13 protein-coding genes are annotated in these 13,270 nt (G+C 66.7%); 7 read left to right on the forward strand and 6 right to left on the reverse strand.

The window, feature by feature from the left end; genetic code table 11:
* Positions 1-40: 40 nt before the first annotated feature.
* Both B9N75_RS07910 and sciP read left to right on the forward strand, forming a co-directional pair.
* Positions 41-337, forward strand: a complete 297-nt coding sequence (locus B9N75_RS07910) for a hypothetical protein (protein ID WP_085218301.1) — start codon at positions 41-43, stop codon at positions 335-337.
* 65 nt (positions 338-402) lie between these two features.
* Positions 403-702, forward strand: a complete 300-nt coding sequence (gene sciP, locus B9N75_RS07915) for a CtrA inhibitor SciP (protein WP_085218302.1) — start codon at positions 403-405, stop codon at positions 700-702.
* Between the two features lie 68 nt (positions 703-770).
* Here sciP and B9N75_RS07920 read toward each other — a convergent pair whose 3' ends face one another.
* Positions 771-1,502 carry an SIMPL domain-containing protein gene (locus B9N75_RS07920; protein ID WP_085218303.1) on the reverse strand — a complete coding sequence of 244 codons (732 nt, stop codon included), beginning with the start codon at positions 1,500-1,502 and terminating at the stop codon, positions 771-773.
* 96 nt (positions 1,503-1,598) lie between these two features.
* Positions 1,599-1,859: a GlsB/YeaQ/YmgE family stress response membrane protein gene (locus B9N75_RS07925; protein WP_085218304.1), complete on the reverse strand. Its 261-nt coding sequence runs from the start codon at positions 1,857-1,859 to the stop codon at positions 1,599-1,601.
* A 262-nt stretch (positions 1,860-2,121) separates the two neighbouring features.
* Between B9N75_RS07925 and B9N75_RS07930 the strand changes: the two genes are divergently transcribed.
* Genes B9N75_RS07930 through B9N75_RS07950 form a run of 5 tightly spaced genes read left to right on the forward strand, consistent with a single transcriptional unit; the run spans position 2,122 to position 8,672 of the window.
* Positions 2,122-3,309 carry an efflux RND transporter periplasmic adaptor subunit gene (locus tag B9N75_RS07930; protein ID WP_085219475.1) on the forward strand — a complete coding sequence of 396 codons (1,188 nt, stop codon included), beginning with the start codon at positions 2,122-2,124 and terminating at the stop codon, positions 3,307-3,309.
* Between the two features lie 23 nt (positions 3,310-3,332).
* On the forward strand, positions 3,333-6,425 hold the full coding sequence (locus B9N75_RS07935; protein ID WP_085218305.1) for an efflux RND transporter permease subunit: 3,093 nt from the start codon (positions 3,333-3,335) through the stop codon (positions 6,423-6,425).
* A gap of 32 nt (positions 6,426-6,457) precedes the next feature.
* A complete protein-coding gene (locus B9N75_RS07940; protein ID WP_085218306.1) occupies positions 6,458-7,723 on the forward strand; it encodes a DUF445 domain-containing protein in 1,266 nt (421 codons plus the stop codon).
* Positions 7,720-8,232: a GNAT family N-acetyltransferase gene (locus B9N75_RS07945; RefSeq protein WP_172840846.1), complete on the forward strand. Its 513-nt coding sequence runs from the start codon at positions 7,720-7,722 to the stop codon at positions 8,230-8,232. The genes B9N75_RS07940 and B9N75_RS07945 overlap by 4 nt, the downstream gene beginning before the upstream one ends.
* A complete protein-coding gene (locus B9N75_RS07950) occupies positions 8,229-8,672 on the forward strand; it encodes a GNAT family N-acetyltransferase (RefSeq protein ID WP_172840847.1) in 444 nt (147 codons plus the stop codon). The genes B9N75_RS07945 and B9N75_RS07950 overlap by 4 nt, the downstream gene beginning before the upstream one ends.
* Here B9N75_RS07950 and murA read toward each other — a convergent pair.
* The 4 genes from murA to B9N75_RS07970 form a co-directional block, all read right to left on the reverse strand.
* Positions 8,669-9,952, reverse strand: a complete 1,284-nt coding sequence (gene murA / locus B9N75_RS07955) for a UDP-N-acetylglucosamine 1-carboxyvinyltransferase (RefSeq protein WP_085218308.1) — start codon at positions 9,950-9,952, stop codon at positions 8,669-8,671. The genes B9N75_RS07950 and murA overlap by 4 nt on opposite strands.
* A 57-nt stretch (positions 9,953-10,009) precedes the next feature.
* Positions 10,010-10,360 carry an ATP-dependent Clp protease adapter ClpS gene (clpS, locus tag B9N75_RS07960; protein ID WP_085218309.1) on the reverse strand — a complete coding sequence of 117 codons (351 nt, stop codon included), beginning with the start codon at positions 10,358-10,360 and terminating at the stop codon, positions 10,010-10,012.
* 258 nt (positions 10,361-10,618) lie between these two features.
* Positions 10,619-11,245 (reverse strand): phasin family protein, encoded by a 627-nt coding sequence (locus B9N75_RS07965; RefSeq protein ID WP_244552295.1) that lies wholly within the window; start codon positions 11,243-11,245, stop codon positions 10,619-10,621.
* Between the two features lie 202 nt (positions 11,246-11,447).
* Positions 11,448-13,241: a PHA/PHB synthase family protein gene (locus B9N75_RS07970; protein WP_085218311.1), complete on the reverse strand. Its 1,794-nt coding sequence runs from the start codon at positions 13,239-13,241 to the stop codon at positions 11,448-11,450.
* Positions 13,242-13,270 lie beyond the last annotated feature (29 nt).

The following is a 13,270-nucleotide window of genomic DNA, read 5'->3' on the forward strand; positions in this document are numbered from 1 at the left end:
CTTTACCTCGTCTTCAGCCTTCCCCGCTAAGACCGGGGACATGGATTTGAGCGGCTTCCGGGTTCCGTTGTCGGGCGAAAGCGTGGCGCGGCCGGATTTCCGCCTGCTGACGGCCGGCCTGTCGGCGGCGCAGCGCGCAAGCGTTGCGGCGAAGGCAGCGGCGGCCGCGGCGTCCGCCCGGACGGTGACCGGCCATGCGCTGGTTGACGTTCTGGCGGGCGGACCGTGCCGGCGCGAGGCCGTCGCGGTGCAGCGGGGCAGCTTCAATCCACGGGTGGCGGCACTTCTGCGGGCGTCGTCAACCGAAATGACCGGCGCATTTACCTTCGCGCTTTAGCGTTCCTCAAAGGACGCAGGGCTAGAGGTGAGGCGACGGCAGGACGGTTAGGCTTTGAGGTAGGAATGATCGAGAATCAGAAAATCCGTCCCGCGCAGGTGATCGGTCCGTTGGGAGAGCCGCTGACGGTGGATTCGCTTCCGCCCAAGGGCACCACGCGATGGGTGGTGCGCCGCAAGGCGGAAGTGGTGTCGGCGGTGAACGGCGGGCTGCTTTCGGTGGACGAGGTGTGCGAGCGCTACGGCCTCAGCCTCGAGGAATTCGCCGGGTGGCAACGCGCGGTGGACCGCTCGGGCATGCCGGGACTGCGCGTGACCCGCATCCAGCATTACAAGTCGCTCTACGAGCGCCAACGCAAATTCTAAAACCGCGCCGGGTCGACCGGCATGGTTCGCGAGGGGCTCCGCGATCGCTCGCGGAGCCTCTTTCGCAGTCACTGGATTTCGAAGCTGACCTGCAGCGTGGTGCTGATCGTCTGCTCGCCCGGCGCGATCTTGGCCTCGGCCGCGCCATCGCGGGCGAAGCTCTGCACCGCGACCGGCATCGGATAGGGCGGCTGCGCCCCCGATTCGCTGATCGAGAGGATGCGCACCACCCGCTTGCCGAGCGCGCGGGCATATTGATCGGCGCGGGCCTGCGCAGTCTTCAGCGCCTGCTGGCGTGCCTCGTCCATCGCCGCCTCGGGCTTGTCGATCATCAGGTTGGGGCCGTTGATCTGGTTGGCGCCCTCGGCGACCAGCGCATCAAGGATCTTGCCGGTCTGAGCGATGTCGCGGAAGCGCACGTCAACCTGGTTGGAGGCGCGATAGCCGGTCAGCACCGGCGGCTGGTTGTCGGCGTAGCGATATTCGGGGTTGAGGCTGATCGTACTCGTCTGGATGTCGCGCTCGGCGATCCCGGCGCGCTTCAGCGCCGCCATCACCTTGGCCATCTGCGCGGAATTGCCGCGGATCGCCTCGCTCGCCGATTGTGCCTGCGTCACCACGCCGGCGCTGATTCGCGCCACATCGGGCACGCGGTTGATCTCGCCGGTCGCGACAATGTCGAGGCGCGTGCCGGAAATCGTCTGCACCGGCACGGCTGCGCCCGGCGAAACCTGCGCGGAGGCAGGCACCGCTGCGGCCGAAAGCGCGATCAGCGAAGCAACGGTCAACGAACGGATCATGTGGATACTCCCTGTGGATTCGGCCGCATCAACGGCTCGGCCCGCCAAAAGCACGGACCGGCTGCAACGAATCTGAACCGGAACGACAGCTTCCGTTCAGCGGCGCGCCGAGATCATTCGGTAGATCCAGAGTATGAGGATGGCGCCCAGCGTAGCCGCGATCCAGCCGCCCGCCTGACCCTGGCTGTACCAGCCCATCGCATTGCCGATGAAACCCGCGACCAGCGCACCGCCGATGCCCAGCAATATGGTGACGATGCAGCCACCCGGATCGCGCCCAGGCATGATGACCTTGGCAAGAATGCCGGCGACCGCTCCGACGACGATCCAACCGAGAAAACTGTACGTGCCCAGCATATGGCGTTGCTCCCTTTCGCGCGTTCGTAACGCATCCGTATCCAAAGCGGATCGACCCCGCAAAGGTTGCGACCAAAGTGCACAATTTTTCGACCGCCGTTCATGGAGCGCTCGCACATTCCGGTGTATGGGCGCGCGAGCGGGTCTTGCGAGGGGTTGGGCGCGATGCACGAATGCCGCTTGAGCTTGGTGCTATATTCGGGTAATACAGTTGTGCGGCTGCAGGGGCCGCTGGCGTTGCGGTGCGGGGATGATGAAGACGATGAATTTCGAAACGGCGAGCTGGAAGCGCGATCCGCTGCAGGATGACGATGTCGACGGCGCGGCGATGATCGCACGGCGTAAGCGGCGGATCATCATCGGCGTGGTGGTGGCGCTGGCCGCCGCGGCACTGGCTTTCTATCTCATCATGGGCCGCGGCGGCGGCGCCGCGCCGGGTGCCGAGCCGGGCGGTCAGGCGATGCCGACCGTTACGGTGGTCGTGCCGGGCCGCACGCAGGTCGAGCGCGCCATCTCGGCGACCGGATCGCTCGCCGCCCGCCGCGACATGCCGGTCGGCGTGTCGGGCGAAGGCGGCGAGGTCACCCGCGTGATGGTGGAGCCGGGCGCCTGGGTATCCGCGGGCCAGACGCTCGCGGTGATCGAGCGTTCGGTGCAATCGCAGCAGGCGCAGCAGCTCGCTGCTTCGATCGACGTCGCCCGCGCCGACGCGCGCCTTGCCCAGCAGGAGCTGGAGCGTGCGCAGAGCCTCGTCGGCCGCGGCTTCATTTCCAAGGCGGACGTCGAGCGGCGCATCGCGACGCGCGACGCGGCCAACGCCCGCGTGAAGGTGGCCCAGGCGCAGCTCGCCGAAACCCGCGCGCGGATCGGCCGTCTCGACGTGCGCGCGCCGGCAGCGGGGCTGGTGCTCGATCGCATGGTCGAGCCGGGCCAGGTGGTCGGTCCGGGCTCGGGCGCTTTGTTCCGCATCGCCATGGGCGGTCAGATGGAGTTGCGCGCGCGCATGTCGCAGGAGGATCTGGCGCGGGTCAGCGCCGGCATCCCGGCGACGGTCACCCCGGTCGGCTCCAGCCAGTCGTTCACGGGCCAGGTGTGGCAGGTCTCCCCCGTCATCGATCCGCAGACGCGGCAGGGCATCGCGCGCATCACGCTCGCCTATAATCCTCTGCTGCGGCCGGGCGGCTTCGCCACCGCGCAAATCGTTTCCGGACAGGTCGATGCGCCGCTGCTCCCCGAATCGGCGGTGCAGAACGATGCCAAGGGCAGCTACGTCTATATCGTCTCGGGCGAGAACAAGGTCGTGCGCCGCGACGTGCAGGTCGGTCAGGTGACGGACAAGGGCGTCACCATTATCGGCGGACTGCAGGGCAATGAGCCGGTCGTCCAGTCGGCGGGCGCATTTCTCAATCCGGGCGACAAGGTCAATCCGGTCCGCGCTGCGGCGCGCTGAACGGCAGCAGGGACGCTGGGCATATGAACTTCCGCAACATCTCGGCCTGGTCGATCCGCAACCCGGTGACCCCGATCGTGCTGTTCGTCGCGCTGACGCTGGCCGGCATGGTCAGCTTCATGCGGATGGACATCAATGCGATGCCCGACATCAGCTTCCCCGCCGTGACGGTGACCGTCAACCAGCCGGGCGCGGCGCCCGCGGAGCTCGAGACGCAGGTCACCCAGCGCGTCGAGGCGGCGGTGCGCGGCATAAGCGGCGTCGACGAGATCACCTCGATCGCGCGCGAGGGCGAGAGCTTCACCATCGTCCAGTTCGACATCGGCACCCCCGTCGACCGCGCGATGAACGACGTGCGCAACGCGATCGATCAGGTCCGCAGCCAGCTTCCCGACGGCATCCTCGAGCCGCAGGTGGTGCGGATGGACATCGAGGGCGGACCGATGGCCTATTTCAGCGCCGAAGCGACCGATATGACGCTGGAGGAGCTGAGCTGGTACGTGGACAATACGGTCGCCAAGCGGCTGCTCGGCGTGCCCGGCATGGCGCAGGTACAGCGCGGCGGCGGCGTCAGTCGCGAGATCCGCGTCATCCTCGATCCCGCCAAGCTCCAGGCGCAGGGGCTGACCGCGGTTCAGGTCAACCAGCAGCTCCGCCAGGTCAATCTCAACGCCGCGGGCGGCCGGACCGAGATCGCCGGCGCCGAACAGTCGGTGCGCGTGCTCGGCAACGCTACCAACGCCTTCACGCTGGGCGAAACGCAGATCGCTGTCGGCGGCGGGCGGACCGTCAGGCTCTCCGACATCGCCGACGTGCGCGACATGTATGCTGAGCAGCGCAATTTCTCCGTCGCCGGCGGCCGCCAGGTGACGAGCTTCTCGATGTCGAAGGCCAAGGGCTCTTCGGACGTCACCGTCTATGACGAGGCGCTGAAGCAGATCGAGAAGCTCGAAAAGGAGAACCCCAAGGTCAAGTTCAAGCAGCTTTTCAGCAGCGTCAAATACACCAAGATGCAATATCACTCGGCGATGCTGGCGATGATCGAGGGCGCCGTCCTCGCCGTCATCGTGGTGTTCCTGTTCCTGCGCGACTGGCGCGCCACGCTCATCTCGGCGCTCGCCATCCCGTTGTCGGCGATCCCGGCCTTCTGGTTCATGGACATGATGGGCTTCACGCTCAACACGCTGTCGCTGCTCGCGCTCAGCCTCGTCGCCGGCGTGCTGGTCGACGATGCGATCGTGGAGATCGAGAATATCGTGCGCCATATGCGGATGGGCAAATCCGCGTATCAGGCGTCGATCGAGGCGGCCGACGAGATCGGGCTCGCGGTGCTCGCCACCACCATGTCGATCGTCGCGGTGTTCCTCCCCGTCGGGCTGATGCCCGGCCTCACCGGCCAGTTCTTCACCCAGTTCGGCATGACCGTCGTCGTCGCGGTGCTGATGAGCCTTGCCGTGGCGCGCCTGATAACGCCAATGATCGCGGCCTATTTTCTAGAAGCGCACGGCGAGGCCAAGCATGGCGAAGGCTGGCTGATCGACCGCTATATGGATGTGCTGCGCTGGAGCCTGCGCAACCGCTGGAAGACGGTGCTTATCGGCGGCGGCGGCGCGTTCGCGCTCACCATCGCGGCGTTCGCGACGCTGCCGCTGACCTTCCAGCCTTCGGTCGACCAGGATTACAGCCAGGTCCAGATCGAGATGGTGCCGGGCAGCACGCTCGAGCAGACGCGCCGCGTAACGCAGGACGTGGCCGCCAAGCTCTCCGCCGACACTGCGGTGGTCGAATCGGCCTTCTCGGACATCAACCCGACCGCCGCGACCATCTATCTGACGCTGCGGGACGACAAGCCGATCTCCAGCGTCGAGTGGGAGCGCAAGACGGCGCCAATGTTCTCCAAGGTCGCGGACGCACGGGTGAACTTCCAGTCGCAATCAGGCGGCGGTTTCGGCCGCGACATCATCATCATGCTCGGCAGCGACGATCCCGCGCTGCTCGAGCGGACGGCGAACAAGCTGGTCGGCGAGATGGCGACGCTGCCGGAGCTACGCCAGCCGCGCGTGCAGGGCGACATGCAGCGGCCTGAGGTGATCATCAAGCCGCGGCTCGACCTTGCCGCCGACATGGGCGTCACCACGTCGGCGCTCAGCCAGACGATCCGCATCGCGACGCTGGGCGACATCGATCAGAACAGCGCCAAATTCTCGCTGAGCGACCGCCAGATTCCGATCCGCGTCGCGCTCGACGAGAATTCGCGCCGAAATCTTTCGACGCTCGAGAATCTGCCGGTGCCGACCGCGGACGGCGGCTCGGTGCCGCTGAAGGTGGTGGCCGACGTGCAGTTCGGCGCCGGCCCGACGCAGATCCGCCGCTTCAACCAGATCCGCCGCGTCGTGATCGGTGCCGATCTCGCGCCCGGCCTCGTCACGAGCCAAGCGATGACCAAATTGAACGCGCTGCCGACGATGAAGGCGATCCTCGACGGCAATGTGCAGGGCGTCCAGAAGATCAACGCCGGCGACAGCAAGTTCCAGATGGAGATGCTGCAGAATTTCGTCGTCGCGGTGATCTCGGGCGTGATGCTGGTCTTCGCGGTGCTGGTGCTGCTCTACAAGCGGGTGATGCCGCCGTTCGTGAACATGGGCTCGCTGCTGCTCGCCCCGCTCGGCGGTGCGCTGGCGCTGCACATCGCCGGCATGCCGGTCTCGATGCCGGTGTTCATCGGCCTCCTCATGCTGCTCGGCATCGTCGCCAAGAACTCGATCCTGCTGATCGACTTCGCGCTGGAGGAGATGGACAAGGGGGTGCCCAAGCTGGAGGCGATCATCGATGCCGGCCACAAGCGCGCCCAGCCGATCGTGATGACGACGGTGGCGATGGTCGCCGGCATGGTGCCGACCGCTCTGTCGCTCTCGGGCGACGGCGCGTGGCGGCAGCCGATGGGCATCACGGTGATCGGCGGGCTGCTGCTCTCGACGGTGCTGACCCTTGTCATCGTCCCAGCCTCGTTCAGCCTTGCCGACAGCTTCGAGAAATGGCTCGGGCCGAAGCTCGGGCGGATGCTTACCTACAAGGGTCCGCAGGATCACGGGCCGGCACCGCAACCCGCGGAGTGAACCTTTAGCCGGTTTCGGCTATTGAGGGCGGAATGACGCCGTCCGCCCAGCCCGAGGCCGCGCGCCTGTCGCCCGTCCAGAGCGGCGCGGGGCGGATGCGCACCGTCGCCACCGGCATGCTGGTGCTGATGGCCGGCATCTTCGGCCTCGCGAGCTACATGGCGGAGACGCATCCTGCCTGGGGGTTCGTCAAATCCTTTGCCGAGGCGGCGATGGTCGGCGGGCTCGCCGACTGGTTCGCGGTGACGGCGCTGTTCCGCCACCCGCTCGGCATCCCCATTCCGCACACCGCGATCATCCCGCGCAACAAGGACCGGATCGGAGGGGCGCTCGCCTCCTTCCTCAAGGACAATTTCCTCACCGCGTCGGTGATCGCGCGGCGGATGCGGACGTTCGACGTCGCGGGCGCGGTCGGCCGCTTCCTCGCCCATCCGCCGCGCGAGGGGCGTTTGCGTGAAGGGGCGTCGCGGCTCCTCGCCGACGTGCTCGAATCGCTCGATCAGGAGCGGCTAGGCGGCATGGTGAAGAGCGCGGTCGCCGGGCGGCTGAAGGCGATGGAAATCTCGCCGCTCGCCGGCAAGTCGCTCGACGCTGCGATCAATCAGGAACGCCATATCCCGATGCTCGATGCGATCATCACCTGGGCGGGCCGGACGCTCGACGCGAACGAAGATGTGATCCGCAACATGGTCCACGACCGCGCCGGCTGGGTGATGCGGCTCGCCGGGCTCGACGACAAGCTCGCGGAGGGGATCATCGACGGGCTGCGGCGCCTCACCATCGACATGGCGGTCGATCTCGATCACCCGCTGCGGCTGAAGGCGGAGGAAGGGCTCGTCCGCCTTGCCGCCAGCCTCAAGAACGATCCCGAGACGCGCGCCAAGGTCGAGGAATGGAAGGCCGATCTCATCGGCAACAAGGCGGTGACCGACTGGATCGAGGGCCTCTGGGAAAAGACCCGCGCCGGCCTGCTCGCCGCCGCGCGCGACCCGCAAGCGGCGATGGCGGGGCGAATGGGCGAGATGCTCCAGCAACTCGGCGCTACGTTGCAAGAGGATGCGCGACTCAAGGCGGCGATCAACCAATTCGCGCGGCGCGCCGTCGTGGGCGCGGTCGCAACCTACGGGTCGCAGATCGTGACGCTGGTTTCGGAGACCGTCCGCGGCTGGGATGCGCGGACTGTCACCAACCGGCTGGAGGGCGCCGTGGGCCGCGATCTCCAATATATCCGCATCAACGGTACGCTCGTCGGCGGCCTCGTCGGGCTCACCATCCACACGGCCGAAGTTCTGTGGTGACGATCGAGACCGATCGGCTGCGCCTCCGGCCGTGGCAGATCGACGATTTCGATCGGCTGCACGCGCTGACCGCGAGTGAGGAAATGCACCGCTACCTCGGCGGCGCGGCGAGCATCGAGGATGATTACCGCCGCCTGCTCGCGGCGATCGGCGGCTGGGCGACCTTCGGCTTCGACCGCTTCACTATTCGCGAGCGCGACGGCGGCGCCTTCGTCGGCACCTGCGGCCTCTTCCGCCTCAATCGCGGGCTCGGCGAAGGTTTCGATGACCATCCGGAGGCCGGCTGGATCGTCGCCTCTGACCGCTGGGGCCGCGGCTATGCGGGCGAGGCGATGCAGGCCGCGATCGACTGGTTCGAGGCAACGCACGGCAAATGCCGCACGGTATGCATGATCGCCACGGAAAACGCCGCCTCCGCGAAGATCGCCGCCAGGCTCGGCTATCGCCTCCTGCGCACCGCAGAGCACAAGGGCGATCCGGTCAATCTCTACGCGCGCGATCCCCGGTGAGCGGCGAGGGCGCCGCGCTCGCCATCCGCGCGGCGACGCGCGCCGACGCTCCCGCCATCGCGGCGCTGATCGACGGCCTAGGCTATGCCGCCGATGCCGAGGTGGTCACGGCGCGCATGCTGGCCGTGCGCGAGGCGCGCCAGCACGTGCTCGTCGCGGCCGACGGCGCGGTGATCGGCGTGCTCACCACCAGCGTCATGCATGTTCTCCATCGGCCGAAGCCGGTCGGCCGCATCTCCATGCTGGTCGTTAGCCCCGAGCGCCGCGGATCGGGGATCGGCGCGGCACTGGTGGCGGAGGCCGAGCGATTGCTCGCTGCGGAAGGTTGCGGACTGGTGGAGGTGACCAGCAACCGGCGGCGCGTCGAAGCGCATCGTTTCTACGAACGGCTGGGCTATGAGCACACCAGCCACCGTTTCGGAAAGACGCTGACGCCCTAGCCGTCGCTGACGCGCTCGATGTCGGCGCCGACGGCCTGGAGCTTCTCTTCCAGCCGCTCGTAGCCGCGGTCGAGGTGATAGATGCGGCTGACTTCGGTCTCCCCCTCGGCGGCGAGGCCGGCGAGAATCAGGCTCATTGAGGCGCGAAGATCGGTCGCCATCACCGGCGCGCCGACCAGACCCTCGACCCCGCGCACGATCGCCGAACGGCCGCGCACCTCGATCTCGGCGCCCATGCGGTTGAGCTCGGGGACGTGCATGTAGCGGTTTTCGAAGATCGTCTCGGTAAGGAGGCTGGTGCCGTCCGCGAGCGCAAGCATCGCCATGAACTGCGCCTGCATGTCGGTGGGGAAGGCGGGGTACGGCGCGGTGGAGAGCGACAGCGGCTTCAGCCGCCCGTTGGCGCTGACCTTGAGGCCGTCCTTCACGTCCTCCACCGTCACGCCGGCATCTTCCAGGCTGGAGAGGATCGACGGCATCGTCTCGCGCCGCGCGCCCGCAAGGATCAGCGATCCGCCGGTGATCGCGGCGGCGCAGGCGTAGCTTCCCGCCTCGATCCGGTCGGGCATCACCGCATAGGTCGCGCCGTGCAGCTCGTCGACGCCCTGGATGGTGAGCGTGTCGGTGCGCAGGCCGTCGATCTTGGCGCCCATCGCGATCAGGCATTTAGCGAGATCGGTGATCTCGGGCTCGCGCGCGGCATTCTCGATCACGCTCTCGCCCTGGGCGAGCACCGCGGCCATCAGCGCATTCTCGGTGGCGCCGACCGAGACGTTGGAGAAATTGATCCGTCCGCCCTTCAGCCGCCCGCCCGGCGCGGTCGCCTTCACATAGCCCGCGGCGAGCTCGATCTCGGCGCCGAGCGCCTCGAGCGCCTTCAGGTGGAGGTCGATCGGCCGGTTGCCGATCGCGCAGCCCCCGGGCAGCGACACCGTCGCCTCGCCGCAGCGCGCGAGCAACGGGCCGAGCACGAGGATCGACGCGCGCATCTTGCGGACGATGTCGTAAGGCGCGACCGTCGAGGTGATGTTCGCAGCGCGCGCGGTCATCACCCTGCCGAAATCGCCGGGCCGCGCGCCTTCGATCGTGGTCGAAACGCCGAACTGGTTGAGCAGATGGCCGAAGCTGTCGACATCGGCGAGGCGCGGCAGGTTGCGGAGCGTCAGCGGCTCGTCGGTCAGCACCGCGCAGGGGAGGAGCGTCAGCGCGGCATTCTTGGCGCCGGAGATGGGGATGCGGCCTTCCAGCCGCTTGCCGCCGCGAATGATGATCTTGTCCATCGCGCGGCTTCTAGAGACTTGCGAGACGCGCGCAAGCGGCGCACCGAGCGGTCAGGTTCAGGCCTTTTCCAGCGTGCATTGCAGCGGGTGCTGGTTCTCGCGCGCGAAGTCGATCACTTGGCTGACTTTGGTCTCGGCGACCTCGTAGCTGAAGATGCCGCAGACGCCGACGCCGCGCTGGTGGACGTGGAGCATCACGCGCGTCGCATCCTCGATCCCCATCCGGAAGAAGCGCTGGAGGCAGAGGACGACGAACTCCATTGGCGTGTAGTCGTCGTTGAGCATCAGCACCTTGTAGGGCGAGGGCGTCTTGGTGCGGGTGCGCGTTCGCGTGGCGACGCCAAGGCCCGTGCCTTCGTCGTCCTCACGGCGGTCCCCCGCGGCAGTGATATCGGTCGGTCGTTCCATCGCGCCCTTCTAATATGGCAATCGCCGCCCGGGGGGCAAGACGGTGGAATGGTTAGCGTGGGGTGAAGCGTCTCTCGACGGCGCGTCTCCGCTTCGCTCGACGCTGGCTCGAGATGAGCGATGTCACGCATTCCCCGCCGCTCATCTCGAGCGGCCGTCGAGCCCGTCGAGACGGTATGTCGAGAGACGGCACGCAAAAGAAAAGGGCGGCGCCTCCGGTGAGGCGCCGCCCTTTCCGTTTTCAGAAGCCGATCGGGCTTAGGCGGCGAACGCCTTGACCTTGTCCGCGGCGATCGTCGCGCGGTTGGTGATCGGCTCGGCGACTTCGCCGGCGAGCTTGATCACGGCTTCGCTCATCTTCGAGCTCTCCGACACCATCGAGTCGAACGCGCTGCGCGCATATTCGCTCTGCAGGCGGAAGAAGTCGGTCGGCGACTTCACTTCGGCGAAGCTCTTGAGGGTGGCCGAGGCCTCCTCGAAGCTGCGGCGCGAGAAATCGGCGGCTTCCTGGCCGAGGGTCTGGAAGCCCTGCGCGGCGACGCGGCTCGAAGCGACGAACGCCTCGACGTTGCCCTTGGTGAGGTCGGTCATTTCCTCGACCAGCTTGGAGTTGCGCTCCATCGCGCTCTTGGCGCGCTCGTTCATGTCGCCGAAGGCGGCCTGGACGCGCTCGGCGGTCTGCTGCGCGGTCTGCTGGCCGGTCTCGACGGTCTTCTTGATCTGCTCGTTCATGTCATGTCCTTTCGCGGTTTCGATCGCCTGGGCCGAAGCCGCGGCGGGGATGTCTGCCTTGAGGGCGGGAGCCGGCGCGGCCGGCCGCTGGGCGACGACGGGCTTGGCGCTCGCGCGCTTCGCCTTGGCGGCACCCTTCTTCTGGGCGGTCATGCTGTTCTTCCTGCTCATGCTGCGGTGCAACATAGCGAGGTGATGTTACGGTTTCAAGAACTTTTTGTGCAGTGCAACATGAGCGTGCGTAGATTCCCTCGGTCGTCACCCTGAACTTGTTTCAGGGTCCATCTGGGAGACTGACGCGATCGTCACCGGCATGGATGCTGAAACAAGTTCAGCATGACGTAGCGGTGCAGGATCATCGCGTTCGCACGTAGCTCCCCGGCGCATCCTCCAGCGCCTTCAAATCCCCCTCACCGGGTTTGCGCGCACCGATCGCCAGCGCGGTGTCGTCGTTCAGCGACCGGATCCAGCGGTTCCAATCCGGCCACCAGCTTCCCTTGGTCTCGCTCGCGCCGGCGATGAAATCGTCGAGCGTGTCGACCCGGTCCTCGTTGGTCCAATATTGGTATTTGCCGGCCTCGGGCGGGTTCACCACGCCGGCGATATGGCCGGAGCCCGCGAGCACGAAGCGCAGCGGCCCCTGGAAATGATGGGTGATCTTCCACACGCTTTCGGGCGGCGCGATATGGTCCTCACGCCCGGCCTGCACATAGGTCGGCGTCTTGACCTTGGCGAGGTTGATCGGCGTGCCGTCGACGGTGATGCTGCCCGCCTGCACCAGCCGATTGTCGCGATAGAATTGGGTGAGGTAATTCTGGTGCCACTTGGCGGGCAGGTTGGTGGTGTCGCCGTTCCAGTGGAGCAGATCGAACGGCGGATACTCCTCGCCCATCAGATAATTGTTCACGACGTAGGACCAGATGAGGTCGCGACCGCGCAGCAGGTTAAAGGTCGCGGCCATGTAGCGGCCATCGAGATAGCCCTTGTCGGCCGAAATCTGCTTCAAGAGCTCCATCTGCTCGTCGCCGACGAAGAGGTTGAGATCGCCAGCCTGCGCGAAATCGACCTGCGCGGTGAAGAAGGTGGCGGAGGCGACCTTTTCGGCCTCGCCCCGCGCCGCGAGCAGCGCCAGCGTCGCCGCGAGCATCGTCCCCGCCACGCAATAGCCTATGGTGTGGACGCTCTCTACGTCGAGCAATTTGCGGATCGTGTCGATCGCATCGACCTGCGCCAGCACATAATCTTCGACGTCGACGTCCACGGTGCTCTCGTCCGCCGATTTCCACGAGACGACGAACACCGTCAGCCCCTGCTCGACCGCCCAGCGGATGAAGCTCTTCTTGGGGTTGAGATCGAGGATGTAGAAGCGGTTGATCCACGGCGGGAAGATGACGAGCGGCACTTCCAGCACCTGATCGGTCGCCGGGCTGTACTGGATGAGCTGATAGAGCTTGGTCTGCTTGACGACCTTGCCCGGCGTGGTCGCGATATTGCGGCCGACCTCGAAGGCGTCCGCATCGGTGTGGGTGAGCTGCCCCTTGCCCATGTCTCGGAGCATGTTCTCCAGCCCCTTGAGCAGGCTCTCGCCACGCGTCTCCATCGCCCGCTGCATCACCTGCGGATTGGTGAGCGCGAAATTGGAGGGCGCCATCGCATCGACGAAGCTCTTGGTCGCGAAGCGCAGCTTGCGCCGGGCAGGCTCGTCGATCCCCTCAAGCGCCTCTACGCCGCCGAGCAGTCGGTCGGAGATCATCAGATAGCTCTGGCGGATCATGTCGAACATCGGGTTCGCCGCCCATTCCGGCGCGGCGAAACGCTTGTCCTTGGACGCGTCCGGCGCGGGCGCTGCAGCCGGTGTACCGCTCAGCATCTGCTGCCACACCGCCATGCCCTGCGACCACATGTCCGCCTGCGCCTGCGCAAGCTTCGCGGGATCGACGAACTGCTCCATGCCCGGCCAGCGGATCGCAGGCATTGCTACGGGGGCGGCGGGCGCCGCCGCAGCCGCCTCACTCATTTGCGCGGAAAGATGCTCCAGCATCATCTGCTGGGCGCGGCCCATCACCGATGTCCAATGCTGCATTTCTTCCAGCGTCGGAAAAGCGGCCGTCATGCCCGCGTCCGCTTTGCGCTCGTCCTGGTCCGCCATCGCATCCTCTTCTCTTGGCTCGGGCTTCG

It is taken from the genome of Allosphingosinicella indica (assembly GCF_900177405.1).
Taxonomy (GTDB): Bacteria; Pseudomonadota; Alphaproteobacteria; order Sphingomonadales; family Sphingomonadaceae; genus Allosphingosinicella; species Allosphingosinicella indica.

What these genes read in the sequence shown, in the direction of transcription:
- B9N75_RS07935 (WP_085218305.1), top strand. Translation starts at nt 3,333, where the DNA reads ATGAACTTCCGCAACATCTCGGCCTGGTCGATCCGCAACCCGGTGACC.
- B9N75_RS07940 (WP_085218306.1), top strand. Translation starts at nt 6,458, where the DNA reads ATGACGCCGTCCGCCCAGCCCGAGGCCGCGCGCCTGTCGCCCGTCCAG.
- B9N75_RS07925 (WP_085218304.1), bottom strand. Translation starts at nt 1,859, where the DNA reads ATGCTGGGCACGTACAGTTTTCTCGGTTGGATCGTCGTCGGAGCGGTC.
- B9N75_RS07920 (WP_085218303.1), bottom strand. Translation starts at nt 1,502, where the DNA reads ATGATCCGTTCGTTGACCGTTGCTTCGCTGATCGCGCTTTCGGCCGCA.
- B9N75_RS07970 (WP_085218311.1), bottom strand. Translation starts at nt 13,241, where the DNA reads ATGGCGGACCAGGACGAGCGCAAAGCGGACGCGGGCATGACGGCCGCT.
- B9N75_RS07965 (WP_244552295.1), bottom strand. Translation starts at nt 11,245, where the DNA reads ATGACCGCCCAGAAGAAGGGTGCCGCCAAGGCGAAGCGCGCGAGCGCC.
- B9N75_RS07910 (WP_085218301.1), top strand. Translation starts at nt 41, where the DNA reads ATGGATTTGAGCGGCTTCCGGGTTCCGTTGTCGGGCGAAAGCGTGGCG.
- B9N75_RS07930 (WP_085219475.1), top strand. Translation starts at nt 2,122, where the DNA reads ATGAATTTCGAAACGGCGAGCTGGAAGCGCGATCCGCTGCAGGATGAC.
- sciP (WP_085218302.1), top strand. Translation starts at nt 403, where the DNA reads ATGATCGAGAATCAGAAAATCCGTCCCGCGCAGGTGATCGGTCCGTTG.
- murA (WP_085218308.1), bottom strand. Translation starts at nt 9,952, where the DNA reads ATGGACAAGATCATCATTCGCGGCGGCAAGCGGCTGGAAGGCCGCATC.
- clpS (WP_085218309.1), bottom strand. Translation starts at nt 10,360, where the DNA reads ATGGAACGACCGACCGATATCACTGCCGCGGGGGACCGCCGTGAGGAC.